At 63.0% G+C, this 26,661-nt stretch carries 24 protein-coding genes; 10 read left to right on the plus strand and 14 right to left on the minus strand.

The features are described 5' to 3' along the window. The first annotated feature begins 2 nt into the window (after positions 1-2). Positions 3-1,826 (plus strand): phosphomethylpyrimidine synthase ThiC, encoded by a 1,824-nt coding sequence (thiC, locus tag ASD03_RS36690; protein ID WP_057219134.1) that lies wholly within the window; start codon positions 3-5, stop codon positions 1,824-1,826. Positions 1,827-2,089: 263 nt separating this feature from the next. Here the strand turns inward: thiC and ASD03_RS36695 are convergent, their stop codons facing one another. Genes ASD03_RS36695 through ASD03_RS36705 form a run of 3 tightly spaced genes read right to left on the minus strand, consistent with a single transcriptional unit; the run spans position 2,090 to position 5,762 of the window. After that, entirely contained in the window at positions 2,090-3,328 is a 1,239-nt protein-coding gene (locus ASD03_RS36695) for a Zn-dependent hydrolase (protein WP_057219278.1), read from the minus strand. Between the two features lie 44 nt (positions 3,329-3,372). Next, on the minus strand, positions 3,373-4,548 hold the full coding sequence (locus ASD03_RS36700) for a M20 aminoacylase family protein (RefSeq protein WP_057219280.1): 1,176 nt from the start codon (positions 4,546-4,548) through the stop codon (positions 3,373-3,375). A 5-nt stretch (positions 4,549-4,553) separates the two neighbouring features. Continuing rightward, positions 4,554-5,762, minus strand: coding sequence for a diaminopropionate ammonia-lyase (locus ASD03_RS36705; RefSeq protein WP_057219137.1), 1,209 nt, complete (start codon positions 5,760-5,762; stop codon positions 4,554-4,556). Between the two features lie 104 nt (positions 5,763-5,866). Between ASD03_RS36705 and ASD03_RS36710 the strand changes: the two genes are divergently transcribed. Beyond that, the gene (locus ASD03_RS36710) at positions 5,867-6,361 is read left to right on the plus strand and encodes an Lrp/AsnC family transcriptional regulator (protein WP_057210102.1); all 495 of its coding nucleotides are present in this window, start codon (positions 5,867-5,869) and stop codon (positions 6,359-6,361) included. 3 nt (positions 6,362-6,364) lie between these two features. Here ASD03_RS36710 and ASD03_RS36715 read toward each other — a convergent pair whose 3' ends face one another. Together ASD03_RS36715 and ASD03_RS36720 are read right to left on the minus strand one after the other, a co-directional pair. Continuing rightward, positions 6,365-7,177 carry a hypothetical protein gene (locus tag ASD03_RS36715; protein ID WP_057219139.1) on the minus strand — a complete coding sequence of 271 codons (813 nt, stop codon included), beginning with the start codon at positions 7,175-7,177 and terminating at the stop codon, positions 6,365-6,367. Then, complete coding sequence (locus ASD03_RS36720; RefSeq protein WP_057219142.1) at positions 7,174-7,716, minus strand: RNA polymerase sigma factor; 543 nt, start codon at positions 7,714-7,716, stop codon at positions 7,174-7,176. The genes ASD03_RS36715 and ASD03_RS36720 overlap by 4 nt, the downstream gene beginning before the upstream one ends. Before the next feature lie 158 nt (positions 7,717-7,874). Between ASD03_RS36720 and ASD03_RS36725 the strand changes: the two genes are divergently transcribed. Further along, a complete protein-coding gene (locus ASD03_RS36725) occupies positions 7,875-9,281 on the plus strand; it encodes a S8 family serine peptidase (RefSeq protein ID WP_082555443.1) in 1,407 nt (468 codons plus the stop codon). A gap of 128 nt (positions 9,282-9,409) precedes the next feature. On the opposite strand, the gene ASD03_RS36730 is transcribed toward ASD03_RS36725, so the two are convergent. Together ASD03_RS36730 and ASD03_RS36735 are read right to left on the minus strand one after the other, a co-directional pair. Then, complete coding sequence (locus ASD03_RS36730) at positions 9,410-10,582, minus strand: glycerate kinase (protein WP_057219144.1); 1,173 nt, start codon at positions 10,580-10,582, stop codon at positions 9,410-9,412. A 168-nt stretch (positions 10,583-10,750) separates the two neighbouring features. After that, positions 10,751-12,229, minus strand: a complete 1,479-nt coding sequence (locus tag ASD03_RS36735; protein WP_244494751.1) for an SLC13 family permease — start codon at positions 12,227-12,229, stop codon at positions 10,751-10,753. 275 nt (positions 12,230-12,504) lie between these two features. Here ASD03_RS36735 and ASD03_RS36740 point away from each other — a divergent pair, with 275 nt between their 5' ends. Next, complete coding sequence (locus ASD03_RS36740; RefSeq protein ID WP_025429268.1) at positions 12,505-12,969, plus strand: pyridoxamine 5'-phosphate oxidase family protein; 465 nt, start codon at positions 12,505-12,507, stop codon at positions 12,967-12,969. A gap of 197 nt (positions 12,970-13,166) precedes the next feature. On the opposite strand, the gene ASD03_RS36745 is transcribed toward ASD03_RS36740, so the two are convergent. The 6 genes from ASD03_RS36745 to ASD03_RS36770 form a co-directional block, all read right to left on the minus strand. Beyond that, complete coding sequence (locus ASD03_RS36745; protein ID WP_057219146.1) at positions 13,167-14,411, minus strand: Gfo/Idh/MocA family oxidoreductase; 1,245 nt, start codon at positions 14,409-14,411, stop codon at positions 13,167-13,169. A gap of 74 nt (positions 14,412-14,485) precedes the next feature. Then, positions 14,486-15,511, minus strand: a complete 1,026-nt coding sequence (locus ASD03_RS36750) for a LacI family DNA-binding transcriptional regulator (protein WP_057219148.1) — start codon at positions 15,509-15,511, stop codon at positions 14,486-14,488. Beyond that, the gene (locus ASD03_RS36755) at positions 15,508-16,464 is read right to left on the minus strand and encodes an ABC transporter permease (protein WP_057219151.1); all 957 of its coding nucleotides are present in this window, start codon (positions 16,462-16,464) and stop codon (positions 15,508-15,510) included. The genes ASD03_RS36750 and ASD03_RS36755 overlap by 4 nt, the downstream gene beginning before the upstream one ends. Next, entirely contained in the window at positions 16,461-17,453 is a 993-nt protein-coding gene (locus ASD03_RS36760; RefSeq protein WP_057219153.1) for an ABC transporter permease, read from the minus strand. The genes ASD03_RS36755 and ASD03_RS36760 overlap by 4 nt, the downstream gene beginning before the upstream one ends. Further along, positions 17,453-18,958, minus strand: coding sequence for a sugar ABC transporter ATP-binding protein (locus ASD03_RS36765; protein WP_025429273.1), 1,506 nt, complete (start codon positions 18,956-18,958; stop codon positions 17,453-17,455). The genes ASD03_RS36760 and ASD03_RS36765 overlap by 1 nt, the downstream gene beginning before the upstream one ends. 67 nt (positions 18,959-19,025) lie before the next feature. Continuing rightward, the gene (locus tag ASD03_RS36770) at positions 19,026-20,051 is read right to left on the minus strand and encodes an ABC transporter substrate-binding protein (RefSeq protein ID WP_025429274.1); all 1,026 of its coding nucleotides are present in this window, start codon (positions 20,049-20,051) and stop codon (positions 19,026-19,028) included. A gap of 464 nt (positions 20,052-20,515) precedes the next feature. Between ASD03_RS36770 and ASD03_RS36775 the strand changes: the two genes are divergently transcribed. The 5 genes from ASD03_RS36775 to ASD03_RS36795 all read left to right on the plus strand — a co-directional run bounded on the left by ASD03_RS36775 (position 20,516) and on the right by ASD03_RS36795 (position 24,497). Beyond that, entirely contained in the window at positions 20,516-21,331 is an 816-nt protein-coding gene (locus tag ASD03_RS36775; protein ID WP_057219155.1) for a DUF3100 domain-containing protein, read from the plus strand. 17 nt (positions 21,332-21,348) lie between these two features. Then, positions 21,349-21,864: a hypothetical protein gene (locus ASD03_RS36780; RefSeq protein ID WP_025429276.1), complete on the plus strand. Its 516-nt coding sequence runs from the start codon at positions 21,349-21,351 to the stop codon at positions 21,862-21,864. A gap of 62 nt (positions 21,865-21,926) precedes the next feature. Continuing rightward, positions 21,927-23,084 (plus strand): M20 aminoacylase family protein, encoded by a 1,158-nt coding sequence (locus ASD03_RS36785; RefSeq protein WP_057219287.1) that lies wholly within the window; start codon positions 21,927-21,929, stop codon positions 23,082-23,084. A 22-nt stretch (positions 23,085-23,106) separates the two neighbouring features. Continuing rightward, positions 23,107-24,024, plus strand: coding sequence for a LysR family transcriptional regulator (locus tag ASD03_RS36790; RefSeq protein ID WP_225906260.1), 918 nt, complete (start codon positions 23,107-23,109; stop codon positions 24,022-24,024). A gap of 107 nt (positions 24,025-24,131) precedes the next feature. After that, entirely contained in the window at positions 24,132-24,497 is a 366-nt protein-coding gene (locus ASD03_RS36795; RefSeq protein ID WP_057219157.1) for a VOC family protein, read from the plus strand. Between the two features lie 159 nt (positions 24,498-24,656). Here ASD03_RS36795 and ASD03_RS36800 read toward each other — a convergent pair whose 3' ends face one another. After that, a complete protein-coding gene (locus tag ASD03_RS36800) occupies positions 24,657-25,556 on the minus strand; it encodes a LysR family transcriptional regulator (RefSeq protein ID WP_057219160.1) in 900 nt (299 codons plus the stop codon). A gap of 104 nt (positions 25,557-25,660) precedes the next feature. Between ASD03_RS36800 and ASD03_RS36805 the strand changes: the two genes are divergently transcribed. Further along, the gene (locus tag ASD03_RS36805; protein ID WP_057219162.1) at positions 25,661-26,650 is read left to right on the plus strand and encodes a zinc-dependent alcohol dehydrogenase family protein; all 990 of its coding nucleotides are present in this window, start codon (positions 25,661-25,663) and stop codon (positions 26,648-26,650) included. Positions 26,651-26,661: the final 11 nt, after the last annotated feature.

Below are 26,661 nucleotides of genomic sequence, written 5' to 3' on the forward strand. Positions count from 1 at the left end.
TCATGAATATTGCCACCAAACCCGCAGAACTCTCGGTCACAAAAGGCCCGCTTCCCGCCTCGAAAAAGGTCTACAAGCCAGGCACGATCCATCCCGACATCCGCGTTCCCATGCGCGAAATCACCCTGCACCCGACGTCGGGCGAGCCGCCGGTCACCGTCTACGACGCCTCCGGTCCCTACACCGTAGAAGATGCCAACATCCGCATCGAGGACGGTTTGCCACGACCGCGCCGCAACTGGATCATCGCTCGCGGTGATGTCGAAGCCTATGACGGACGCGACGTGCGGCCGGAAGACAACGGCTTTGCCTCCGGCGACCGGCTGACGCCGACCTTTCCCTTCCGCCACGCGCCCTTGCGCGCGACCGGGCGGCGCGCGGTGACGCAGCTTGCCTATGCGCGGGCCGGCATCATCACGCCCGAGATGGAGTTCGTCGCCATCCGCGAGAACCTTGGCCGCGACGCTGCACGCGTCACGCTACGCGACGGCGAAAGCTTTGGTGCCCATATCCCCGATCACGTCACCCCCGAATTCGTCCGCCAGGAGATCGCCAGCGGTCGCGCCGTGCTTCCGGCCAACATCAACCACCCGGAGTCCGAGCCGATGATCATCGGCCGGAATTTCCTGGTGAAGATCAATGCCAATATCGGCAACTCCGCCGTCACTTCGTCGATGGCCGAGGAAGTGGAGAAGATGGTCTGGGCGACCCGCTGGGGCGCAGACACGGTCATGGACCTGTCGACCGGCCGCAACATTCACAACATCCGCGAATGGATCATCCGCAACTCGCCCGTGCCGATCGGCACCGTGCCGCTCTACCAGGCGCTGGAAAAGGTCAACGGCATCGCCGAGGATCTGAGCTGGGAGGTCTATCGCGATACGCTGATCGAGCAGGCGGAACAGGGGGTCGACTACTTCACCATCCATGCCGGTGTCCGGCTGCACTATATCCCGCTGACGGTCGACCGGGTCACCGGCATCGTCTCGCGCGGCGGCTCGATCATGGCGAAGTGGTGCCTGCACCACCACAAGGAGAGCTTTCTCTACGAGCACTTCGAAGAGATCTGCGACATCTGCCGCGCCTATGACGTCTCGTTTTCGCTCGGCGACGGCCTGCGCCCGGGCTCGATCGCCGATGCCAATGACGCGGCGCAATTTGCCGAACTGGAAACGCTGGGCGAGCTGACGAAGATCGCCTGGGCGAAAGACTGCCAGGTGATGATCGAGGGCCCCGGCCACGTGCCGATGCACAAGATCAAGGAAAACATGGACAAGCAGCTCGCTGTCTGTGGCGAGGCACCGTTCTATACGCTTGGGCCGCTGACGACCGACATCGCCCCCGGCTACGACCACATCACCTCCGGCATTGGTGCTGCGATGATCGGCTGGTTCGGCACGGCCATGCTCTGCTATGTGACACCGAAGGAACATCTGGGGCTTCCCGACCGCAACGACGTCAAGGTGGGCGTCATCACCTACAAGATCGCGGCCCATGCCGCCGATCTCGCCAAGGGGCACCCGGCGGCCCGCACGCGCGACGACGCCCTGTCGCGCGCCCGCTTCGAGTTCCGCTGGGAGGACCAGTTCAACCTGTCGCTCGATCCGGAAACCGCCCGCTCCTTCCACGACGAAACCTTGCCGAAGGAGGCGCACAAGGTCGCGCATTTTTGCTCCATGTGCGGGCCGAAGTTCTGCTCGATGCGGATCTCGCACGACATCCGCGCCGAGGCGCAGAAGGAAGGTTTTCAAGCGATGGCGGCCAAGTATCGTGAGGGTGGCGACCTCTATATGCCGGTCGACAGCGAGGCAGACGTACGGGGATAACGACCACGCCAGAAGGGGCGGCAACCCCGCCCCTTCTGGCGCCCGGCGGGCTCCGGCGCTCTTTACGCAATGGCCCATCTCTTCGTCATGCTCGGGCTCGACCCGAGCATGACATTGGAGGCAGCCGGCCTGTTGATACGAGGCTGACACAGAGGTGCCGGCTGGATGCTCGGGTCAAGCCCGAGCATGACGGTGAGAGGAATTGTTGCCGCATCAGCATCTTGATCGCTCCAAGGAGGTCGCACCCGGCCCCTTCCGGCGCCCTAAGGGCTGCCTGCAAGCAGAGCGCCGACATCGCGCAGAACATTGGCACCGGCGACGAGGTCTGCCGGATCCGTGTGTTCGCGCGGATTGTGGCTGATCCCGTCGTGGCTCGGCACGAAGATCATCGCAGCCGGCGCGATGCGGGCGATCATCTGGGCGTCGTGGCCGGCGCCGGAGGTCATCCGCCGGCTCTTCAGCCCACGGGCCTTCGCGGAAACTTCAATCGCCGCGACGACCGCACTGTCGAAACTGACGGGCTCGAACCGGGCGAGACGCTCGACTGAGACGGTCACATGCTCTTCCTGCTCAAGCCGGTCGAGAAAGCCGGAAAGCGCGCTTTCAAGCGCCCTCAGGCGATCCTCGTCCGGGTCGGGCAGGTCGATGGTAAAGACCGCGCGCGAGGGGATGACGTTGATCGCGTCCGGCTCGAAGCGCATGGTTCCGATCGTCGCAACGCTCGGCGCGTTTGATCGCGCGATGTGCTCGCGCAGGAACAGGCCGACGCGCGCGGCAGCAAGGCCCGCATCGGAGCGCATCGCCATCGGCGTGGTACCGGCATGATTGGCAACGCCCTCTATGGTCACGCGCTGCCAGGAAATCCCTTGCAGATTTTCGACGGCGCCGATCGTGGTCGCTTCGCGCTCAAGCACCGGCCCCTGCTCGATGTGCAATTCAACATAGGCATGAGGTTTCAGAAAGCCGGGCTCCGCGGTGCCGGCGTAACCTATGCACGCGAGTTCCGCTCCGAGCGTCGTGCCATCGGTTCCGACCGTCGCAAGCGCGGCTTCGACCGCAAGGCCGCCCACATGAACAAGCGACCCCAGCATATCGGGCGCGTAGCGCACCCCCTCCTCGTTGGTAAAGGCCGCGACGACGATCGGGCGGACAGGCGCGAATCCCTGCTCCTTCAGTGTCTCGATGACTTCGAGGGCGGCAAGCACGCCGTAGCAGCCATCGTAGATGCCGGCATTGATGACCGTGTCGATATGGGAGCCGAGCATTAACGGCGATTGCCCGGCGTTATCCTGGCTTTGCCAGACGCCGAAGATATTGCCGATGCGGTCGACGGCGATCTCCAGCCCCGCGGCCTGCAGCCAAGCGACTAGGCGGTCCCGCCCGAGCTTGTCGGTGTCAGACGCAGCAAGCCGTGTCAGTTGCCCCTGATCGTTGCGCCCGATCGCGCCGAGTTCGCGGATGCGGGTAAGCAGACGTTCGGCATTAATGGACTGATGAGACATGACGGCGCCGCCTTCAATCGTGTTTGTATTGAGCATCGCGACTGTCACTGCCCCACATCCGGTGCGGCCAGCCGTTGCCGGACGATTTCGGCGTGGAACCGGGCACCGAAGATCAAGGCATCGTCATTGAAGTCGTAATGCGGATTGTGCAGCGGCGCGGATTCCTGGCCGTTGCCGATAAAGACGAAGCAACCCGGCACATGCGCGAGGAACCGGGCAAAATCCTCCGATCCGGTCATCGGCTCGGCGGCGACGGCGACATTGTCCGTCCCGAACACCGCACCGGCCGCTGCGAAGGCATGATCGACGAGAGCCGGATCGTTGAGCAGCGGCACGAACTCACGCGTATAGGTCACCTCGACCTCGCAGCCATAGGCATCCGCCGTCCCCTTGGCGATCGTGCGCATCTGCTGTTCGATCCTGGCGCTCACCTCAGGTCGGAAGCTGCGCGCATCACCAAGAATGCGGGCCAGGCCTGGCAAGGCATTGCGCGTGCCGTCGGTGATCAATTCGGTCACGGAGACGACGGCGATATCGGCCGGAGAGAGCCTTCGCGAAACGATGGTCTGGAGATTGACCACTGTCGCGCAGGCAGCGACCAGCGTCTCGTTGCCCGCGTGAGGTCGCGCGGCATGGCCGCCGACGCCCTTGAGCGTGACCTCGAAATTGTCTTCGGCCGACATGATGGCGCCGGCACGGGTCTCGAACTTTCCGACCGGCAGGCCCGGCATGTTGTGCAGCCCATAGATCTCGTCGAAGGGAAAGCGTTCCAGCATGCCATCGGCGAGCATGGCAAGTGCACCCTTCCCCCATTCTTCAGCTGGCTGGAAAACGAAGCGCACGGTCCCGTCAAAGCCACCCTCCTCGGCCAGCAGCTTTGCTGCGCCGAGCAGCATCGCCGTATGGCCGTCGTGGCCGCAGGCGTGCATCGTGCCGGGCCGGGTGGAGCAATAGGCAATTGTCCCCTGTTCCGCGATACGCAGCGCATCCATATCGGCACGCAGCGCTATGGCGCGATTTCCCGTTCCATGCCGCAGCGTGCCGATCACCCCGGTGCCACCGATACCTTCGGCGACCTCGTCAAGGCCGAACTCCCGCAGCTTGGCGGCAACGAAGGCCGCTGTCCGCTTTTCCTCGAAACCGAATTCCGGATGGGCGTGCAGGTCATGACGCCACGCCGTCATCTCCGCCACAAGCTTGTCGATATCCGTGTTTGCCATCCGCGTCATACCCTTTCCAATTTCTCAGCCCCGGCGACATCAGCCGGCGCGAGGCCAACCAGCTCTTCGTAGCGTTCAGGATCCGTGGCACCTTCGGTATTGATCACCAGGATCCGCGAATTGGCATCAAGGCCGAGGGCGGCGCGCATGTTCGGGTCTCCGGCGACCGTGATGAGGCCAGCCAGCCCGACACCGCCGCTTTCGCCAGCAACGATTGCCGGATCGCCCCCTTTCGGGCGAGCGAGGCGGTTCATGATCGAAACGGCATCCTCCTCGTCGATCATCATGAAGGCGTCGGCAACACGCGAAAGAATGCGCCAGGCGACAAGAGAAGGCTCGTAACATTCGAGCATCGCCATGACAGTTGGCTCGCCATGTGGCACTTTCACCGGATGGCCGGCCCTTGCCGTTTCCAGCAGGCAGGCAGCTCGGGCCGGCTCGACTACGACGAAGCGCGGCCGGTCATGACCGTAACGCAGCGCCAGGTGCCCGGCCGTTGCAGCAGCGATTCCGCCGACGCCGGCTTGCACGAAGACATGCGTCGGTGGTGCGTCGATCGTCCGCAAGGCTTCGCACAAAAGCGCCGTATATCCCTGCATGACCAGACCGGGAATATATTCGTATCCCGGCCAGGAGGTGTCCGATACGACGGTCCAGCCACGCTCGTTGCAGACCTTCGCCGCAAACTCCACCGAGTCGTCATAGGTTCCTTCGACCCGGACGATCTCGGCGCCGTAATGCGCAATCGCCTCTATGCGTTTCTGGCTGACACCGGAATGCACGAAGATCACCGATTTCGCACCGACAAGCTCAGCGCCCATCGCCACTGAGCGACCATGGTTGCCATCCGTGGCGCAGCCGAACGTCATTTGGCGCGCAACCGCGCGAACGTCAGGGCGCGTGAGATCGTCTATGTCGACGTCCAGGCCTGTCTGCTTCCGGACCCCGTCAAGCACCAGCCGGATCACCGCGTAGGATCCGCCAAGCGCCTTGAAACTGCCGAGCCCGAGCCGATGGCCCTCGTCCTTGACGAAGATTGCTCCGACCCCGAGTTCGGCCGCAAGCGCCGGCAAGGAATGAAGCGGCGTCGGCCGATGATCGTCACGGCGCGATAGCTGCCGCTCAACCTCTGCAGCCGCAGCAATCGAGAGCATTTCGGCATCGTCAGGCAGCAGCGGCGATCCGAAATCGGCATGGTGGTTGCGAATGAGCATGTGGGCAATCTCCTCGTTCGATGAAGTTATATTTCACCGAACGAGAGAAATGCGCTCTAAATGGAGAGCCCTTACGCAAGTTTGTAAATGACAATGAGGAAATGATGGCCGTTTCAAAGAGCACATCGGCGGAGCTCGACCGCTTCGACCTGGCAATCCTCTCAATCCTGCAGAAGGACAACACGACGCCACAGCGACAGATCGGCGAGGCCGTCAACCTGTCTGCGCCGGCCGTGCAACGGCGGATCAAGCGCATGGAAGAAACTGGGGTCATCCGCAGCAATGTCGCGGTGATCGAGCCGGCGCGGGTCAACCAGGCCCTGACGATCCTTGTCGAAGTGGAGGTGGAAAGCGAGCAGATCGACCTGCTCGATGCGGCCAAGGCCGCCTTCTCGGCCGCTCCGGAAGTCCAGCAATGCTATTACGTCACGGGCGACGTGGACTTCATGCTTGTCGTGATCGTGCCGACGATGGGCGATTACGAGGCCTTCACCCGCCGCATGTTCTTCGGCAACCCCAACATCCGGCGCTTTAGAACCTTCGTCACCATGGATCGCGTCAAGGTCGGCCTTTCCGTACCGGTAGAAAAGCCGCGCTGAAGGCTACTTTCGTCCGGCGAGCGCCTTCTTCTCCGCCGCCGCCCCCAGCGGCGCGCCGGCACCGATCGAGGACAGATAGGCATCGACGGTTTCAAGCGACGAGGCCGGCGCGAAACCCTCACCGGTTTCCGCTGTGACGATCGCCAGTTGCGTCTGCCAGCGTCCGGCGTTCCGGCAAGCAACCGACACGAAATCCGGCTGATCCGGCCGCTTCATCTCGTATTCGCGGCAGAGCCGCTCGCCGCCCGCCTGGAACGTCGAGACCAATCGAACTTTGGCCTCTCCGTCGCCGATCGCGATTTCCTCCCCCGACGCGCGCTGGTCGAGGATACCCGACACTTCAGGGTCGACCAGCCCCGCGACCTGCGGGTTCGCGACATCTACCTGGCCCGCTCCTCCGATAAGATACCCTCCGACGCCACCGACGACGATAAGCAGCGAGGCGGCTAGCGCCATCATCCATTGCGACGGGCGACGCGGCGCCTGTGCCGCGGGCTCCGGGCGGCGAAACGCGACGACATTGTCCGCATTCGCACTGTCATCGGCCGCAGCAACGGTCTGGCTGTCGTCACGTCTCGCTGCAGCGTCGGCAGCCATCGCGCGCACCTTCTGCGCCAGATGGTCAGGTACAGGCTCGTCGAGCAACGGCTTCATGGCCTCGCTGGTGGCAGCCCGGGTTTCCATGAACATGGCTACGCGCATCATCAGATCGTCATCTGTCTCGATCGCTGCCTCGACGAGGCGTGTCGTCTCGTCGTCGAGTTCGCCGTCGGCAAAGGCCATCAGGATTTCGTCGGTGAATACCATGTCGCTCATCTCGCCCCGCCTCTCATATCCGGTGAACGCGCGGCCGCCGGTTCTATTCCCGCGGCGTCAGCAAGATTCTTGCGGGCGCGGGSGAGCCTGCTCATCACCGTGCCGATCGGAATGCCGAGCACATCGGCCGCCTCCTTATAGGAGAGGTCCTCCACACATGTCAGCAGCAGCACCTCGCGCTGTTCAAGCACGAGATCGTCGATGGCGGCGGCCACGCTCTTTAGCGTCATGCGTGCCTCGGAGCCCGCTTCGCCTGATGGAACGGCAAGTTCGGGCTGGGCTTCGATCTCCTCGGTCGGGCCGGCCGTCTTCTGGCGGCGAAGCTGATCGATCCACAGGTTGCGCAGAATGCGGAATATCCACGCGTCGAAGCGCGTACCCTCCTCGAACCGCTCCGAGCCGGCAAGCGCCTTTTCGCACGCAGCCTGCACCAGATCGTCGGCGATATCGCGGGAGCGGCAAAGCGAAATGGCAAAGCGGCGCAGGTTAGGCAGGAAAGCGACGAGGCGCTCGCCGAAGGCGATATCCTGATCGGTCATTTCACGTTCCTTCCGGCGCTTCGGCGTGCACGCGGGGGAATAATTTGTCCATTCATCCGTTGAGCGATATGTGAACCACACGCAAAAGTCACCACCGATGGGCATGCCTTTCACGGTAAGCTGACCCCACTGGGCACGGTTGGGACAAGGAGAAAACCTTGAAGAAACGCCTGCTTCGATTGACCGCCGCATCGATCTGCGGCCTGGCCGTCGCCAATGGCGACCTCGTGCCATCAGGGATTGCCGGCTCGGCGACCACCGCTCCCTTTGCCCTTGTCACACCGGCCCATGCGGATGACGACGATGGCGGCGACGACGACGGTGACGGCGGTGGCAGTTCGTCTTCTGGTCGCTCCTCCGACCGAGGCTCCGGTGGCGTCTGGCGCGGCGGCGGCAATCTGCTCGACCTCTGGCAGGGCGCGCCGGAAAAGCGAACTGCCCGTCGCCCGCCGCCGGTGCGCAAACCGACCCATGTGCCCGGCGAAATCATCGCGCTTGGGCTCGACGACACCGCAATCCAGCGTCTCGGCGAAAGAGGGTTCACGGCGCGCAGCCGCCATCCCTTCGGACTTTCCGGCTCGCAGATCGTCAAGCTTTCGATCCCCACGGGAATGACGCTCGAGGCCGCACGCCAGCAGGTCGCGGCTGCCTCGCCGGGCGCCATTGCCGATCTCAACCATTATTTCGAGCCGAACGAAGGCTCGGTTCAGCCATCAACGCCGTGCGGCGAAGGCCGTTGCGCGCTTGTGCGCACAGCCATCGGCTGGCCCGAGCCCGATGCCGGCAAGGCCTGCACCGCTGCCGGCCCGATCGGGCTGATCGACACTGCGATCAATCCCGAGCATCCAGCGCTTCAACGCGTCGACCTCGACATCATCCGTCTCGCGGCCGACGAAGCGTCGGAGTCCGGACGCCAGCACGGCACCGCCGTTGCAGCGCTCATCGCCGGCCGGCAGGACAGCCGGGCTCCCGGTTTGTTACGCGATGCGCGATTGATCGCAGTCGACGCCTTCCAGAAGACCAGGGGCGACGCGGATGTCGCCGAGACCTATGATCTGGTCAGGGCGATCGATCTTCTGGCATCCCGCGGGGTGACGGTGATCAACATGAGCCTATCGGGGCCGGATAATCAGTTGCTTGAAAAGACCGTCGATCTGGTCGCGAAGCGCAATATCCTGCAGGTGGCGGCGGCCGGCAATGACGGCCCGAGGGCAAAGCCCGTCTATCCCGCCGCCTACCCTGAACTCATCGCAGTGACCGCCGTCGACCGCAATTTCCGCCCCTATCGCCGTGCAGCACAGGGCGACCACATCGACGTTGCAGCACTCGGCACCGGTGTCTGGACCGCCGCCTCCGTCGATGGTGGACGGCCGCGCACGGGCACCTCCTTTGCCGCCCCGTTCGTGACCGCCGCCGTTGCCATTCTGAGGGCATCGAACCCTTCGCTTTCGGCCGAAGAGATCGGCAAGCTTGTGGCGCAAACGACTGAGGATGTCGGTGCGCCTGGCAAGGATCCGGTTTTCGGCTGGGGTGTCCTAAACGCCCGCGAACTCTGCCGGCAGTAACGGCCGGGCTTCAGCGAACACGATAAACGCCCGATGGTTTTCCAGGCGGCACATTGAAAAAACTCCGGCGGAAAGAAGGTGCCGACTGCGCACCTCCTTTCCGCCGGAGCCGTCATGCCCTGAATTGATCAGGCGGCAAGGCCTCGCTCGGTGAGCAGCATGCCGACCCGCACCATGCGAACGGCATCTTCCGCGGCGCGCACCAGCAGTTTCGGCGCGGCGCTGATGGCATCGTCAAGGCTGCAAGGCGCCTTCAGGATCGAGGCGAAAGCATCGATGCCGTGCTCGAAGTTCAGGGTGACGCCCTTACCGATCGTTCCGGCCAGCGCGATCACCGGACGTCCGGCTTCCTTGGCGCGATGGCCGACCTCCGCCGGCACCTTGCCGAAGGGCGTTTGGCCATCGAGGCTGCCTTCCGCCGTAATCACCAGGTCGGCCCGGGCGATCATGCTGTCGAGATCGAGATATTGCATGACGATGTCGTAGCGCGGGTGCAGCTTGCCGCCGAGCAGGCCGAGGACGGCGGCGCCGAGGCCGCCGGAAGCCCCGGCGCCGGGCGCGCTGCCGACGTCGATACCGGTCGCGCCGTGGATCGCCCCGGCATAGGTCTCCATCGCATGGGCCAGCAGCTCGACCTGCTCAGGCGTAGCCCCCTTCTGCGGGCCGAACACCCGGGCGACGCCGCGCTCTCCGAGCAGCATGTTGTGCCAGTTCACGGCCGCGTCGATCCGAACCTCATTCAGACGCGGGTCTCTTGATGAGAGATCGATGCGGGCCAGTTGACCAAGAGCGCCGCCGCCTGGTGGCAGTGGCCGACCATCCCTGTCGAGCAGCTCGATACCCAGCGCCTGCGCCATGCCGGCACCACCGTCATTGATGCCGCTGTCGCCGCAGCCAAGCAGGATGCGGCGTGCGCCGGCGTCGAGTGCTGCCCGGATCAGTTCGCCGACACCGTAGCTGGATGTGATGCAGGGGTTGCGGCGATCGCGCGGCACCAGCCTGAGGCCGGCGGCGGCCGCCATTTCGATGATGGCGACCGGTTCATCCTGCCCCCCGAGAAATCCGAAATGCGACAAGACCGGTGTGCCGAGCGGTCCGGTCACGACGCATTCGTGCAAAGTGCCGCCGGTGACCGCGACCAGAGCCTTGGTGAAACCTTCACCGCCATCGACCATCGGCACTTTCAGAACCTTTGCCTGGGGGCAAGCACGCAGCACGCCCTTCTCGATGCAATCGGCCGCTTCTTCCGCCGACAGACTTTCCTTGAAACCAGACGGTGCAACCAGAATGGTCAGTGTCATGTGACAGTCTCCTTGCGTTTTTGTGACAATGCGGATGCCAGGGAGAAACGGTCGCTCGGAGACTTTATTCCGCCGGATGCCAAACTATTTCACCGCCTAAGAAAAAACAAAGGCCGGAGCTGAGCTGACTCCGGCCTTGGCAAAAAAACACGTTTTCAAAGACTTATATCAATAGCCCAACCCCATGAGCGGCCAGACGAAGATCGCAACAAGCGTCAGGAGCCCGATGAATGGAACGAGCAGCATCGCCGCCAGGCGCATGAGGTCCGACGGCGTGAAGGCGGGTGGCTCCATGCCACCGAAGAGCGCCACGGGCTTGGCCGAAACAATCAGCGTCTGGCAGAATCCGCTACCCAGCGTTGCCGCCATGATGAGAACGGCCGGATTAACGCCGAGGCCCGCGAGCGGCAGAGCGAGGGCTGGGATCAGCACTGTTGCCCGCGCTGTGCGGGAGGCGACGACGATGTGCGCGAACGTGGCAAGGATTATCGTGAACAGGATCACCAGCCAGGCCGGCGGCTTGCCGACGAGGCTGAGCATTCCGATGGCGCGATCGGCGAGCAGGGCCGCCGTGCCGGTGCTCATCAGCGCCTCGCCGATGACGAGCGTGCCGGCGAGAAACAGCAGCAGGTTCCACTCGACTGATTTCAGCGCCTTGCGAAAGGGCAACCCCGAGACCTTTTCCGAGGCCATGACGAGGGCGCCGATCAAGGCAACGAAGGGCAAGGCAACGCCATGAAGGCCCGATGTCGCAAGCGCCAGAACGATGAGCGCCGTCACCGCCAGCAGCGTCCGCTCCTGCGCATTGAGCGGCTGCCTTTCAGCCGGCGTGCATGGCTCGAAAGCAGCGTTACGATCCTCGGCGCCGAGGAAGAACCAGAGGATGAGGCCACAGGCAATCAGGCTCGTGACCAATCCGAACGGGGCAGCCAGCAAGGCCCAATCGAGGAAATCCGGCGCTTTGCCGCCGCTGCGACGGATGAAATCGACCGCCACCAGATGGGCGCCGGCACCGGTCAGCGAGGCGGCGGCCGAAAGCAGGATCACCGACGGGAAAAGCAAGGCAAGCGCCCGTGTCACGCCGGGCCGGCCAATGGCGGCCGTCAGCCCCAGAAAGACAGGCATGAAGATTACCGCCCGTGCTGACGTGGATGGGATGATGAAGGCGGTCGCAAAGATCGTCAGAGTTACAGCCCAGAAAAGACTGCTGACGCGCTGGAACGGTGCCAGCAGCCGGAAGGTGAGACGCTCCACCAGCCCGGATGCCTGAAGCACCGAGGCAATGACGAAGGCGGCGATCATCAACCAGACGATATCGTTGCCGAGCGCTGCAAACATCGCCTCTTCGCTGACGGTACCGGTGGCGCCCAAAGCCAGCGCTCCGGCAAGCGCCACCGGCGTTTCAGGCAGGTCGAAGATCGTCCAGCAGACAAGCGTTGTCGCAAACACCATCAGCGCCAGACGCATCGGCATGGTCAGCCCATCAGCGGCAACAAAGATCAGGATCGTCGCGAAGACCAGCAGCATCGACCCGATCAACAGCCGCACCTGGCGGACCGGCATCTGACCGTCGAAACCTCCCGCCTCGTTGGCGGAAGAGATGACGATATCCCTTCCCGATGTGATTGCTCGAACGCTGCTCATCATGACCCAATCCTTTGCTGCTTCCCGACCGGTTCGCGGCGAATTTCGCCCGCACAAGCCGGTCGTCCTATTTTTTCGATAGGGGCATAACGGCAGCCGTCGCGGTTTATTCCCGACGGCGGTTGGAAAGCGCCGAAATTGTCGGCACCGGCTGCCCCGTAACCGCGGCCCGTAAAAAGCCTGCGGCTGGCAATGCGCAAGCCTTGAGCCATATCAAGGCAGGAACCGATCAAAACTGAAACCCTGCCTGTGGAGCTCATCGTTGAGAGGAACGGATCATGTTCGTCAGAGAAATGACGCGGCCGGAATGCATCGCCCTTGTCACCGCAAGCCATATCGGCCGGCTTGCCTGCGCCAGGGATGACCAGCCCTATATCGTCCCTATCCAATACGCCTTTACAACCGGCCGGCTCTACGGCTTCTCGATGCCCGGACAAAAGATCGACTGGATGCGCGACAACGCGAAAGTCTGCGTGCAGATCGACGAATTCGCCGACAGGGAAAGCTGGAAAAGCGTCGTCATCTACGGCAGCTACAGGGAACTGCCTGACACGAACCAGACGCATCATGAACGCCTTCAGGCGTGGTCACTTCTGGAGAAGCGGATCAACTGGTGGGAGCCGGGCGGACTGAAACCGGCGGAACAAAGCGTCGTCGGCACCTCGCCCCATCTTTTCTATGCCATCGAAATCGATGAGATGACCGGGCGCGCGGCAAGCGCCGAACCTGCCACGACCTCTTAGAGCAATTCCAGGAAAAGTGTGAAACGGTTTTCCGTCCGGAATTGCGTGATTTCAACGAGTTAGATCATTTCACTGTTTCGATGAAACAGTGAATTGATCTAGCGATACCCTTGGCCATGGCGAGAACCTGGCTCGCCAAGTAGGCTGATGGCGGGAGCCGACTTTGCCGCTCTCCCGCCAATTTCACACGCGGGCCGTCAAGCGCCCTTGCGTGCGACGACGGGCACGTAATGTTCGAGTTCCGGCGCCGGGAACTGCAAGGTGGCGTTGATCTCGGCGGAGCGATAGAGCCCCATCAGCATCTCGACCACCGCAAGACCGTCCTCGAAGGTTTCGAGCGGCTTCTGGCCCTTGCGGAAGCATTCGACCATGTGGCGGTTCTCGTCGGTGTAGCCGTAAACGCCGGCTTCGTCCTCAAGCACCGGCATCAACCCCTGCTCGGCATTCTGCTTTTCAACCAGATCCTCGCCTTCCGAACCCGTGACTTCGCGAGACATGAAGATCTTCAGGCCCGTACTCAGCGAGTTGTATTCGAGCGCATATTCCGGTCCGAGCAATTCGAGCTGGATGCGCAAGCCGGCACCGACATAGGCCCAGGAGGTCGTCGCTTCGATCATCAGTTCGTTGCCTTCCTGATCCTCGAGCGTCACCGTCGCGCGCGCAAAGTCCTCCGAAGGGCGGTTGCGATAGTCCACATCGTTGCCGAAGCGCTTGCGCAGTTGTTCGGCATAGTTCGGACGCGTCCATTTCAGGTTGGCGACGGTGCCGTTGACCGACTTGATCTTCAGTGAATTGCGCGGCGCACCGGGCGCGGTCAAGAGATAGCGCGCCACCTCGACGCTGTGGCACATCATGTCGGAGAGAACACCGCCGCCCTGCTTGTCGCCCTGCCAGAACCAGGGCTCGTGCGGACCGGAATGTTCCTCTGCCGCCCGCGCAAGATAGGGTCTGCCGGTGGTGGAGGCGGCGCGACGCCAGATGATTTCCTTGCCGCGCAACACCGGCGTGCAGAACACCTGATTTTCGAGATAGCCATGATTGAGGCCGGCATCTTCGGCCAGCGTCAGCATCTCGCGGGCTTCCGCCACCGTGCGCGCCAAGGGCTTCTCACAGGCGACCGCAAAGACCTTGCTGCGGCCTGACTTGATCGCCCCGTGCAGGGCGCGCATCACGTCGAGGCGCGTATAGTTCGGCGACAGGATCCAGATCGCGTCGACGTCGTCGGCTGACAGTAGCGCTTCCAGGCTCTCATGCGTGCGGCAGGTGCCGAGCCCGAGCGTTTCGACTTCCTTCGCAAATTTTTCGCGGTTTTCCGCCTTGCGGCTGAAGACGCCCGTCACTTCGACATTGCGCACGCCGATCATCGATTTCAGGTGGAAATGGGCGATGAAGCCCGTTCCGACGAAACCCACGCGCAGCGTCTGCTTCGGTAGCTGTGTCATTTTCTTCTCCCAGATTTTTCGGCCGGAGCATGATGCCGAAAGTGTAAGCGGTTTCGGCCGACATCATGCTCGCCTTATGAGTGACGTGCCGCGGCGGTGCTTGCCCGAATGCTCAGGGTCGTCGGCAGCACTATGGGCGGCGCATGCGCCACCTCTTCGCCGGAAAGCATACGAAGCAGCAGCGACATCGCCGTTCTGCCGATGTCGGCGCGCGGCTGGTTGACCGTGGTCAGCGGCGGATAGAAAGCCTTGCTCAGATAGAGGTCGTCGAAGCCGACGACGGAAACATCACCAGGCACATCACGGCCGAGGCGACGCAACTTGTGAATGGCGCCATAGGCCATTTCGTCGTTGGCGGCGAATATCGCCGTCGGCGGCTCGGCCAAGGCAAACAATTGGCCGCAGCAGAGCTGGCCGGTTTCAAGCAGGTAATCGCCCCGAGCCTCGTAGCCGTCAGGGATCGCAAGGCCGGCCTCGTGCATCGCGGCGCGATAACCGTCTCGGCGGTGAATGGCCATCACTTCGGGCAGCGGCCCGGCGATGTGGGCGATCTTGCGGTGACCAAGCGAGATCAGATGCTCGACCGCAGCCCTGGCGGCGGCAAGGTTGTCGACCTGCACATGCGGCAGCCCCGAGTCTTCGATCATTTCCAGCGCGACGACGACGGGCAGATGCGCCAGGTCGAGACCAGCATCATGCCCTGCCGGCGGCAGCTTGCCGGTCATCAGGATCATGCCGTCGGCATGGCCATCGCGCAGCATGTTGAAATACTCCGTCTCGCGATCCGGATCGTTCTCTGTGTTGCCCATGAGCACGGAGTAGCCGGCCTCGCGCGCCGTCGCCTCGACGCCTTTCAGAATGTCGAGATAGAACGGGTTGCCGACGTCGCGCACGACCAAGAGCACCGACATCGACTTGCGGGTGCGCAGGTTGCGGGCGCTGACGTTCGGCCGGTAGTTGAGTTCGCGGGCAAGCGCATGGATGCGCTGGCGCGTTTCCGCCGTCACCAGGCCGGAATCGCTGAGCGCCCGCGACACGGTGGCAACGGAAACGCCGGCACGCTCGGCAATATCCTTGATCTTCGGCCTGTGATCGCTCATGTCCGCATCGCCTTTCCGCGGCCGTAAAACAGCATCAAGAGCAGCAATGTCGCGCCGAACACCATCTGACGGCCGGATTCATCGATGTTGACGGTAGTCAGGATGCCCTGGAGGATCACCAGCAACAGCGCGCCTGCCATGGTGCCGGTGTATCCGCCCTTGCCGCCGGCAAGCGACGTACCGCCAAAGACGACCGCGATGATCGAGGACAGCATGTATTGCTCGCCGACATTGGCGAAGGACGAGCCGGAATAGCCAAGCAGGCAGAGGCCTGCGACCGCCGCGAACATGCCGGAGATCATGAACAGGCCGATGCGCATGCGGCGGACCGGCACGCCGGCCATATAGGCCGCATGTTCGTTGGAACCGATCGCATAAATGCGATGCCCGAAGACGGTGCGGTTGAGCATGAAGGCCATAAACAGGCCGACGGCGATCCAGAGCCAGATGATGCCGGGAATGCCGAACACCAGCGGCTGGGTGACGAAGGCGGAAAGGCCGGGTGCCGCGCGGCCGGAGGGAATGCCGTTGCGGATGACGACCAGCAGGCCCTGGAGCACGCCGAGCATGCCGAGCGTCATGACCAGCGGCGGGATACGCAGCAGCGTGACACCCAGCCCGTTCAGGAGGCCGAAGAAGGCCCCGGTCGCCACGCAGGCAAGGATCGCCGGCAGGATGCCGCCGTCGGCGCCGTTCATGACATTGCCGGCAATGATCGCCGAAAGCGAAACGACGCCGCCGACCGAGAGATCGATGCCTTCGCGGCCGCCGAGAATGACGACGTTCTGGCCGGCCGCAACAATGCCCAGCAGCGAGGCGACAATCAGCAGGCGCAGGATCTGGTCGGCCGAGGCAAAGCCCGGTGACAGGCTTTCGCCAAGATAGAGAAGTGCCACGATCAAAAGCAGCGCGATGACCAGCGGCTTCTTGAGGAAGGAAATAACGGCGTTCATGCGCGTGCCCTCCGGCCGGCAAGCACGCCTGCCATCAAGACGAGGAGGATGGCGAGACCTTGAACGAAGTTCTGCCACTCCGACGGCGTGCCCATGAAGAAGACGAGCGAGTTGACGAGACCGATCGTCAGCGCGCCGAGCAGAGAACCGACCACGGTCGTCCAGCCGCCGGCAAGCGCGCTGCCCCCGAGCACGACGGCCGCGACGCTATAGAGCGTCATCTTGCCACCGACGAGCGGATCGCCGCTGGCGGTGTCGCCGGTCAGGCAGAACGCTGCGAGCGCCGAAAACAGGCCGCAGAGCGCATAACCCTTGATGCGGACCAGGACCACGGGAAGACCGGTCTGGTAGGCCGCCTGCTGGTCGTCACCGACGGCCAGAAGCTGGGTGACGAGGCGGGTGCGCGACAAAAGGAAGAGCAGAACAGCGAGTGCTGCAAGCACATAGAAGACGAAGGGAAGACCGAGCAACCGCCCGCCATAGGTCCGCCAGAACAGCGCCGGCGCCGGCGTGCCGGCCACTGGCATGACATAGAGCGCAACGCCGGTGAAGAAGATACTGGTCGCAAAGGTAGCGACGATCGCCTGCAGCCTGAGCGCTGCAACGACGATGCCGTTGATAACCCCACAGACGAGCCCGAGCAGAACGCCACAGATCAAGGCACCGATGACGGCGCCGGCGCCACCACCCCATTTTTCCATCAAAACGACAATGGCGACATTGACGAGTGACAGCGTCGCACCGGCCGACAGGTCAATATCCCCTGCGGAAACGACATAGGTCTGGGCGATCGCCAGCATGATCAGCGCCATATAGGTGCTGAGCAGCCCCGTCAGCGAGCGGTAGCTCAAGCTGTTGGGCGAGAACACGCCGTTCAACGCCAGAAGCGCGACGACAATGACCAGCGCCGGCAGGAACGGATAGCGCTCGAGCCAGAGTTTTAGCCCACCCGCGCGGGAAGGTCGAATTTCTGTCGTGGTCGGTGTCATCACGCGGCCTCGTATGCAGCCTGGTAAAGATTGTAGCGGGTGCGATCCTCGCCGGTGAGCTCGCGCGTGACCGACCCGCCGTTGAAGACGAGGATGCGGTTGGCATTCCCGAGCAATTCGGCGTCCTCCGAGGAATAGAGCAGGATGCCGAGCCCCTCGCCTGCCAGTTGGCGAATGAGGGCAAAGAGATCGGCCTTGGCCGAGAGGTCGATGCCCTTGGTGGGGTCGTCCAGCAGCAGCACATCCGGCCGATCGATCAGCCAGCGGGCGATGATCACCTTTTGCTGGTTGCCGCCGGAAAGCGAGTTGATCGGATGCAGGAGACTCGCGAACTTCGTATGCATCGCCTCAAGCGCCGGCATCGCCTTTTCCTTGAGCGTTGACGGACGTGCAATCATCAGCCGATCACGCAGGTAATGGATGGGCGTCACATTCTCGATGATCGGTCTGCCGGCAATGACGCCGTCGCGACCGCGGTCACCCGAGACATAGGCGCAACCGCGCCGGATGGCGTCGCGCGGGCTTCTCGCATCGAGACGATCGCCGCCGATGCGGATTTCGCCCGCAGTTGTGGAGCCGGCGCCGAAAATCGCCCGCAACACCGCCGATTGCCCCTGGCCGTGAAGCCCGCCGAGACCGAGGATCTCACCCTTGGCGACCTCGAAGCTGACATTGCGGAAACCGGCACCCGACAGCTTGTCGACGGTCATGGCGTCGCCGGCCGAAAAGCTTGCCACGGCAGGCACTGAGGACTGCGAGGCCGGCATGTCGCCGGCGCCGCCGACCATCAGCCGGATGACCGCGGCAGGATCGGTCTCGTTCAGATTGAGCGTCTTGATCGTCTCACCGTCGCGAATGATCGTCACCCGATCACCGATCGCGGTGATCTCGTCCATGCGGTGCGAAATGAAGATGATGCCGCGGCCGTCGCGCTTTAGCCCGCGCAGGATATCGAAGAAGCGGTCGACCTGTGCCCTGTCGAGTGCCGAGGTTGGCTCGTCGAAGATCAGGATCGGGGCTTCACTTGCCAGTGCCTTCATGATCTCGACAAGCTGTCGCTGATCGGCGCGCAGATTGCCGACGAGCGTCTCGGCCGCAAAACCATCACCGGAAACGCCGGAGAAAAGATCGATGTAGCGCGCCGCGCGCGCCTTCAGGGCGGCACGGTCGATAAAGATTCCGGCTTTGACCGGCAGCATGGCAAGGCAGATATTCTCCTCGACCGAGCGGTTTCCGGCAAGGCTGAGCTCCTGGTAGAAGATGCCGATGCCCTGCGCCCTGGCCGATTGCGGCCCTGATATCGTGACCGGCCGACCGTCGATGAGGATCTCTCCGCCATCGGGGCGCACGCTGCCGGCAATGATCTTGCACAATGTGCTCTTGCCCGAGCCGTTCGAGCCCATGAGCACATGGACTTCGCCGGCGGCGATCTCAAGGTCGCCGCGGCGCAAAGCCAGGGTGGCGCCGTAAGCCTTGCTTACGCCGTTCATCTTAAGTTTCGACATGAGGATCGTCCGTATGATCGGGTCAGAAGCGCCGGGCGGACCACGAGATCCGCCCGGTCTTGAGCGCTTACTTGAAGAGCGCTTCAGCGTCTTCGATTGAAAGGGCGCTGGTGTAGGAGTAGTAGCCCGGCTTGCCGTCGACCTGCTTGGCGGCATCCGCCAGGTTCTTGGAGTCGATGAACGGGATCGGCAGGTACATGGCGTTCTTGTACTGGCCAGCCGTTGCCGGTTCCTTCAGTTCCTTGCCCTGCAGCATGAGGACGGCGACATTGAGCGCGCTTGCCATGACGCCGGGCGGGTTGACGGTCGCGCCGGAGTTCAGCTTATCCTTGCTCCACAGATCGATGAAGTCCTTGCGGATCTCGCCGGTGGCCGCGATCTGGCTTGCCTTGCCGGCGTCCATGATCGACTTCCAGGCGCCGGCAGCCATGCCGTCCTGCACGACGACGCCGTTGACGTCAGGATAGGTCGCCAGGATGTTCTGCATGGCCTGTTGGCCCTGCGCCTGATCCCAGTTGGCGTTGACCTCGTTGACGACTTGGATATCCGGGTAGTCCTTGAAGACGCTCTTATAGCCGGCGACGCGCATCTCGTTTGCCGGGTGGCCTGCGACGCCGTTGATCGCCACGACCTTGCCCTTACCACCGAGCGTTTCGGCCAGCCACTTGGCACCGGCCGCACCCCATGCCGTCTGGTCGATGCCGACATAGGTGGCATCCGGCGAAGAGACTTCGGCATCAGTGGCGATCACCAGAATGCCCGCTTCCTTCGCCTGCGCGAAGATCGGGTCGAAGGCCGTCGGGCTGTTGGGGTTGATGATGATGGCGTTGACGCCCTCGGCAATGAAATTGCGCACATGGGCGATCTGCCCGGGCACGTCGACATTGGCGCTCTGGACGCTGACTTCGACGTCGACGCCCTTTTCCTTCCATTTTTCCGCGGCCGCCTTGGCCTCGTCGATCATCTGCGTGCGCCACTCGCTGCCGACCCAACCATTGGACAGACCAATCTTGAAGGTCTCGGCATTGGCGAGCGAGGCGGAGATGGCAATGGATGCGACGGTGCCGAGTGCTACGGCGATAAGCTTCTTCATAAGATCCTCCCAAAATCTTGCGAGAACCATGAAGCCAGAAAATGTAATCGATTTCAATGGGGGTTTTCAGCGATTTTTGATGGGTTTTTCGAATTTCTGTCGTGAACCTGCGCAAGGTGTTGATCTGGCCGGGCCAATCGCCCGGATTGCTGGGGAAAGTTGGCGCTTTCCGTGCCGCTCGTCCCCACTTGGCCGTATGTGTCCTTGGCCATCGAGGCGGCACATGCAAAAGCAAGGCAAGGCGAAAGCTCGATTCGCATCCGCACTCGGCCAAAGCAGGACCGCGACCATGAAATGACAGAAGCGATGAGCGGTTTTGCAGAAGCCGCCTTCAACCCAGCGACCTGTTGCTGGAACTGCAACACTTCGTTGCTCGCCGACCGGCTAGCCGGCATTTGCCCTCAGCCAATAGTGTTAAGTTTGGGCAAAGAACAACAACTGGTCCCCAACCAGAGGAGAACATCATGACCGGAAAACCCGGAGCCGCCGCAGGCGGGCTCTATCTGCACATCCTTGTGCTCGCGATCGTCATCGTCTCCGAGCTGATCGGCATTCAACGCCTGTCGATCGGCCTCGGCACCGTGATCTTCCTGCCGATCCTTTATGCCTTCGCACTCGGCATCATGCTCAATCCCGCCATTTTCAAGGCGAGCGCCAAGTTCATTTCCAAGGATGCGGTCAAGCTGTCCGGCGCCATGATCACCGTTGCGATCATGCCTTTCATTGCCAAGTTCGGCACAACAGTCGGACCACAGATCTCCAAGATCATCGAGGCCGGACCGGCACTCGTGCTCCAGGAACTCGGCAATCTCGGCACGATCCTCATCGCCTTCCCGGTCGCCGTGTTCCTGCTGAAGATGGGCCGCGAAGCCGTCGGCGCCACCTATTCGATCGATCGCGAGCCCAACATCGCGCTGATCGCCGACAAATACGGCCTCAACTCGCCGGAAGGCGCCGGCGCCATGGGCGTCTATGCCACCGGCACACTCATCGGCACATTCGTCTTCGCGATCATGCCGCCGCTCGTCCACGGCCTCGGCATCTTCGACGTGCGCGCTCTTGCCATGTCCTGCGGCGTCGGCTCCGGCTCGATGCTTGCGGCCTGCACCGGCGGTCTCGTCGCCGTCGTTCCGGACCAGAAGGACATCATCCTGGCGCTGGCAGCGGCCAGCAACATCCTGACCTACGCGACCGGCCTTTATGTCGGCATGTTCGTCGCCCTGCCGCTGACGGAATGGCTTTACAACAAAGCCCGCCCGTCCGAACGCGCAACAGCCTGATCGGGGAGACAGGAACAATGGCCAACCAAACCAACACCACCGCCAATCTTGCCGACGACCTGCCGCTGAATGCGGAGGATGAGCGCAAGATCGATGTCGTCAAACACTCCGGGCTGCTGCTGATCGCCTGCGCCATCGGCCTGATCGCCAACTGGGTCGGAACGGGCACGTCGCCGCTCATCGCCCTGCCGGGCATGGCGGTGCTCTATGTCGCCTGCATCATCGGCCTCGGCTTTGCCCGCTTCGTACCCTTTTACCTGCCTGGTGTCGCCTGGGTATCGCTGATCGCGATCCTGATCACCATTCCCGGCGTCCCGGGGGCTGCCTGGGTCAGCGAACAGGTCGAGCATCTGAATTTCCTGGCGCTCGCCACGCCGGCGCTTGCCTATGGCGGCCTGGCGCTGACAGCGAGCGAATTCGCCATCGCCCGTCGTTCGGGCTGGAAGATCGTCATCGTGGCGATCTGCGTGATGATCGGAACCTATATGGGCTCCGTCGTCGTCGCCGATCTGTTCCTGAGATTGGGCCAGTAGGATAGAACTGTGGCCGGCCGCTTTGCGGCCGGCCTTCAATTTGCAGATACAGGATGAACGAGATGAGCCGCCACGACATCAGCCCTGACCGCATCGCGGAAACGATCGCGTGGCGCCATCACCTGCACGCCCACCCCGAACTTGCCTTCGAGGAACGGGAAACGTCGGCCTTCATTGCAAGCAAGCTCTCGGAGTGGGGCATTGCCGTCAAAGGCGGCTATGGCGGCACCGGCCTTGTCGGCACGCTGTCGCGCGGCACCTCGTCGCGCACCATCGCCATCCGCGCCGACATGGACGCGCTGCCGATCGTCGAAGCCAGCGGCGTTGCCTACGCGTCGAAAACATCCGGCAAGATGCATGCCTGCGGCCATGACGGTCACGTCTCGATGCTGCTCGCCGCGGCGCGACAAGCCTCCGAGATGGATTTCGACGGTACCGTACACTTCATTTTCCAGCCGGCGGAAGAAGCGGAAGGTGGCGCCCGCGCCATGGTCGCCGACGGCCTCTTCCGTGATTTTCCGGCTGACGCAGTCTATGCCCTGCACAATTGGCCGGCGCTTAACGTCGGCACCTGCGTTGCCCGCGACGACGCGATGATGGCCGCCTTCGGCGTGTTCGAAATCCGCATCACCGGCAGAGGCGCCCACGGGGCGATGCCGCATGAGGGCGCCGACCCGCTGGTTGCCGCAGCCCAGATCGTCTCCGCGCTGCAGACGATTGCCAGCCGCAACGTCTCGCCGCTCGACGCAGCCGTCGTCTCCGTGACCCAGATCCACGGCGGCGATGCCTGGAATGTCATCCCGCAGGAAGCTGTCATCCGCGGCACGACACGCTGGTTTGCGAAAGAAGTCGGAGAAATCCTCGAAAAGCGCATGCGGACGCTGACGGCGGCCATCGCCGAGGGCCTCGGCTGCAGCGCCGATCTCGACTATCAGTACCGCTATCCCGCCACGATCAACGATGCTGCATCGGCCGCCTTCGTGCGCTCGGTCGCAGCAAAGGACAGTGCCCTTTCGGTCGTCGATGCCGCCCCCAGCATGGCTGCGGAAGATTTCGCCTTCATGCTGGAGCAACGCCCCGGCTGTTACCTCTGGCTCGGCGCACGCCGCGAAGGCGCCAACCCCGGCCTGCATTCACCGCACTACGATTTCAACGATGCGATCGTTCCGCAGGGCGTCGACCTCTGGACAAGGCTGATCGCCACATCTCTTGGTCGTTGACCTCAAACCGTTTCCGTCGCACATGACCACCATGGACGTGCTCGACGCGAAAGCGCTCAAGATTTTTATGGCCGTTGCCCGCATCGGATCGATCCGGGGTGCGGCCGAACACATGGGGCTGGCGCCGTCGGTCGTCAGCCGCCAGATCGCCGACACCGAACGCGAGATCGGCCTTGCGCTGTTCGAACGAACAGCACGCGGCACAGTGCTGACGGATGCCGGCGAACTCGTTCTCGAACACGGCAAGCGTGTTCTTGAAGACAACGGCCTGCTCGCCGAACAGCTCGACCAGATCCGCGGCGTCCAGCAGACGCGCATCCGCATTCGCTGCGGCGAAGGTTTCATGGCGGACCTTGTCGAACACGGGCTGTCGTCATTCTCGAGGGCGCATTCATACGTCCGCTATATCGTCGAACTCGGCAGCACCGAGGACGTGGTCGATGCCATCGCCAACAGCGACGCGGATATCGGCATCGCCTACACACCGCTGACGGACCCGCGCATCCGGGCGCTGGCAATCGCCCGCCAGCCGCTTTGCGTCATTGCTCCGATCGGGCATGCCCTCGCCAGCCGCACCGGTCTAAAACTGGCGGACTGTCTGACCTCGCCCTGCGCCATGCTCGGCAAAGGCAACGGCGTCACCCAGATCGTTGCCCGCGTCGCCGCCGACGCCGGCATGGCACTGGCGCCGTTGCTCGAAACCCATTCGATCGAAGTGTTGCGCCGTTTCGTCGCCTCCGGTCTCGGCGTCACCTTCCTGCCGAGGACCGCCGTCTCCGGCGAAATCGACCGCGGCGTCATGCAGGCGGTCGACCTTGAAGATCCGCTGCTGCGCGAGGCGAGCGCTCACCTGATGGTGCGTGCGCATCGCCGCCTGCCGCTCTCGGTAGAAAAACTCGGCCAGCATCTCGCGCAGGAAATGCAGTCCTTCAAAGCCTGAGGCTTACCGAACCGGCATCCGGACGGCCCGTTCTGCACTCAGTTCCACCGACAGGAAACCTTTACGCGAGTTGACCGTTGTAGCTCCAGGACAGAGGAGAAGGTTGAATGGCATCCGTCCGATACATCGTCGCGGACGTCGACGAGGCGGTCGCGTTTTATCGAGACAATCTCGAATTCAAGATCGACAAGCACAACCCGGGCAAGTTCGCCGCGCTGCTGCGCGACGACCTGACGCTGTATCTCAGCGCCCCAGGTGCCGGGAGCGGTGGTCAGGCCGGCGGTGATCCGAAGCCGGGCGGGTGGAACCGATTTATGATCATTACAAACGAGGTCGATGTCCTCATTGAGCGGTTGCGCCGCGTTGATGCAAGATTCCGCGGTGAAATCAGCGACGGCGGTGCCGGCCGCGCCATCCTACTCGAAGATCCGTCGGGCAACGTCATCGAGCTATTCGAGTTCAAGAAGGACTGAACCTGACGTAAAGCTGATGGCGGCGGGCGGTTGCCTTCGATACGTCGTCTGCTCATGGTCATGGCGCGTTCCGCCACCGACGTCAGGTTCCCGTCTTTGACCAAACGGACGGGCCGGAATCCACGCCCATCTCAGTCGTCCGGTTGATGGGTTCACGGCTTAGATCATCGCCGTGGGCAAAGCGGCCACCAGCGCATCGACCGCAAGACGGACTTTCAGCGGCAAGTGCGGCGTGCGCAACCAAAGGGCATAGTTGTCGAACACATATCCCGGCTCGCCTTGCAACACTTCGACAAGGACGCCGGACTTGATGCGGTGGCGAACGAGCCACGACGGCAACCAGGCCAGCCCCATTCCGGCAGCCGCAGCATCGGCGATGGCCTCGAGATCGTCCAGCCGCAAGCGATTGGCGGGCGTCACTTCCAAAACCTGCTGCCCGTCGCGCGGGAAAAGCCAGGGATGCACCCATCCAGGTCGATTATATGTCACCGCATGATGGCGGCCCAGATCGTCGATCTGTCTCGGGGCGCCATGGCGCTCGACATAGGACGGCGATGCGCACACAACCATGCTGTGGCTGGCAAGCCGACGGGCGATCAGCCCGGACCTGTCCTCCAGAGTGCCGGTGCGGATGGCAAGATCGTAACCGTCCTCGGCGAGATCGGCGATGCGATCGCCGAAGGAGAGCTCAAGCTCGAGCCTTGGATATTTCCGGGCAAACTCCATGAGAATGGGCGCGACGCACCGCCGGCCGAGCAGCGCCGGCATGGTGACGCGCAACCGACCGCGCGGCTCGGAAAGCTGATCGGCCGCAAGTGCGTCCGCCGCTTCGGCCTCCGCAAGGATGACACGACAGCGATCATAGTAGGCGCGGCCGAATTCGGTCAGGCTCTGTCGACGCGTGGTGCGGTTGATCAGACGCACGCCGAGCCGCTCTTCGAGAAACCGAACATGCTTGCCGACCATCGGCCCGGAAAGGTCGAGCGCTTCCGAGGCGGCCGCAAACGAGCCGAGATCCACGGCTTTGACGAACACCGCCATGCTCGTAAGGCGATCCATATTCGAAACTCCTGGTTTCTACTGCTCTGCCAAATCCGACATTTATCGAATTCCAGCCGACGCGCATAGCTTATTCAGTTCAATCATTACGGAGTTTATGGCTGATGGCACGCGTCGTTCGTTTTCATGAGCATGGTGGTCCGGAGGTTCTGCGCATTGAGGATCACGATGTTGCCGGACCCGGTACCGGCGAGGTCCAGATTCGCGTCAAGGCCCTTGGCCTCAATCGCGCCGAGGCGCTGCTGCGCTCGGGCCGGTACATCGAGACGCCGACATTGCCGTCCGGTCTTGGCCTCGAGGCTGCGGGGGTGATCGAAACGATTGGCGGCGGGGTCGACGGTTTCGCGCCAGGCGACGCCGTCAGCATCATTCCGCCGATATCGATGGTCCGCTGGCCCGCCTATGGTGAGCTGGTCACCGTCCCTGCCGCGCAGGTGGTCAAGCATCCGCCGTCGCTCAACTGGGAAGCGGCAGCAGCCGTCTGGATGCAATATCTCACGGCCTATGGCGCCCTGATCGACATCGCCAAGCTCGGCAGGCAAGATTTGGTCGTGATCACCGCCGCCTCGAGCAGTGTCGGATTGGCGGCCATTCAAGTCGCCAACCTGGTCGGCGCAACCGCAATTGCCGTCACGCGAACCTCTGCCAAGAAGCAGGCCTTGCTCGATTTCGGCGCAGCCCATGTGATCGCCTCAGCGGAGGAAGACCTGGAAGCCCGACTGAAGGAGATTGCCGGTCCGCAGGGCATCCACGTGGTATTCGACCCGATCGGCGGGCCGATATTCGAACCGCTGACGGCGGCGATGTCACATGGCGGCATCCTGATCGAATATGGCGGCCTCAGCCCTGAGCCCACGCCTTTTCCGCTGTTTGCCGTCCTCAGCAAGACGCTGACGTTGCGTGGTTACCTCGTCCACGAGATCATCGGTAATCCCCAGCGGCTGGAGGCGGCCAAGGCCTTCATCCTCGACGGGCTGACCTCAGGTTCGTTGCAACCGGTCATCGCCAGGACCTTTCCGTTCGAGCAGATCGTCGAGGCGCATCGCTATCTCGAGACGAACGAACAGTTCGGCAAGATCGTCGTGACAATCTGACGATTGGAGCA

The sequence above is a fragment of the Ensifer sp. Root127 genome (assembly GCF_001425225.1).
In the GTDB taxonomy this organism is placed as follows: Bacteria; Pseudomonadota; Alphaproteobacteria; order Rhizobiales; family Rhizobiaceae; genus Ensifer; species Ensifer canadensis.

Bases quoted from the DNA above. Each gene is read 5' to 3' on its own strand.
- ASD03_RS36765 (WP_025429273.1), bottom strand. From the start codon at position 18,958: ATGTCGAAACTTAAGATGAACGGCGTAAGCAAGGCTTACGGCGCCACC.
- ASD03_RS36695 (WP_057219278.1), bottom strand. From the start codon at position 3,328: ATGTCTCATCAGTCCATTAATGCCGAACGTCTGCTTACCCGCATCCGC.
- ASD03_RS36750 (WP_057219148.1), bottom strand. From the start codon at position 15,511: ATGAGCGATCACAGGCCGAAGATCAAGGATATTGCCGAGCGTGCCGGC.
- ASD03_RS36745 (WP_057219146.1), bottom strand. From the start codon at position 14,411: ATGACACAGCTACCGAAGCAGACGCTGCGCGTGGGTTTCGTCGGAACG.
- ASD03_RS36785 (WP_057219287.1), top strand. From the start codon at position 21,927: ATGAGCCGCCACGACATCAGCCCTGACCGCATCGCGGAAACGATCGCG.
- ASD03_RS36700 (WP_057219280.1), bottom strand. From the start codon at position 4,548: ATGGCAAACACGGATATCGACAAGCTTGTGGCGGAGATGACGGCGTGG.
- ASD03_RS36705 (WP_057219137.1), bottom strand. From the start codon at position 5,762: ATGCTCATTCGCAACCACCATGCCGATTTCGGATCGCCGCTGCTGCCT.
- ASD03_RS36735 (WP_244494751.1), bottom strand. From the start codon at position 12,229: ATGATGAGCAGCGTTCGAGCAATCACATCGGGAAGGGATATCGTCATC.
- ASD03_RS36780 (WP_025429276.1), top strand. From the start codon at position 21,349: ATGGCCAACCAAACCAACACCACCGCCAATCTTGCCGACGACCTGCCG.
- thiC (WP_057219134.1), top strand. From the start codon at position 3: ATGAATATTGCCACCAAACCCGCAGAACTCTCGGTCACAAAAGGCCCG.
- ASD03_RS36710 (WP_057210102.1), top strand. From the start codon at position 5,867: ATGGCCGTTTCAAAGAGCACATCGGCGGAGCTCGACCGCTTCGACCTG.
- ASD03_RS36805 (WP_057219162.1), top strand. From the start codon at position 25,661: ATGGCACGCGTCGTTCGTTTTCATGAGCATGGTGGTCCGGAGGTTCTG.
- ASD03_RS36760 (WP_057219153.1), bottom strand. From the start codon at position 17,453: ATGACACCGACCACGACAGAAATTCGACCTTCCCGCGCGGGTGGGCTA.
- ASD03_RS36795 (WP_057219157.1), top strand. From the start codon at position 24,132: ATGGCATCCGTCCGATACATCGTCGCGGACGTCGACGAGGCGGTCGCG.
- ASD03_RS36730 (WP_057219144.1), bottom strand. From the start codon at position 10,582: ATGACACTGACCATTCTGGTTGCACCGTCTGGTTTCAAGGAAAGTCTG.
- ASD03_RS36790 (WP_225906260.1), top strand. From the start codon at position 23,107: ATGACCACCATGGACGTGCTCGACGCGAAAGCGCTCAAGATTTTTATG.
- ASD03_RS36775 (WP_057219155.1), top strand. From the start codon at position 20,516: ATGACCGGAAAACCCGGAGCCGCCGCAGGCGGGCTCTATCTGCACATC.
- ASD03_RS36755 (WP_057219151.1), bottom strand. From the start codon at position 16,464: ATGAACGCCGTTATTTCCTTCCTCAAGAAGCCGCTGGTCATCGCGCTG.
- ASD03_RS36770 (WP_025429274.1), bottom strand. From the start codon at position 20,051: ATGAAGAAGCTTATCGCCGTAGCACTCGGCACCGTCGCATCCATTGCC.
- ASD03_RS36715 (WP_057219139.1), bottom strand. From the start codon at position 7,177: ATGAGCGACATGGTATTCACCGACGAAATCCTGATGGCCTTTGCCGAC.
- ASD03_RS36740 (WP_025429268.1), top strand. From the start codon at position 12,505: ATGTTCGTCAGAGAAATGACGCGGCCGGAATGCATCGCCCTTGTCACC.
- ASD03_RS36800 (WP_057219160.1), bottom strand. From the start codon at position 25,556: ATGGATCGCCTTACGAGCATGGCGGTGTTCGTCAAAGCCGTGGATCTC.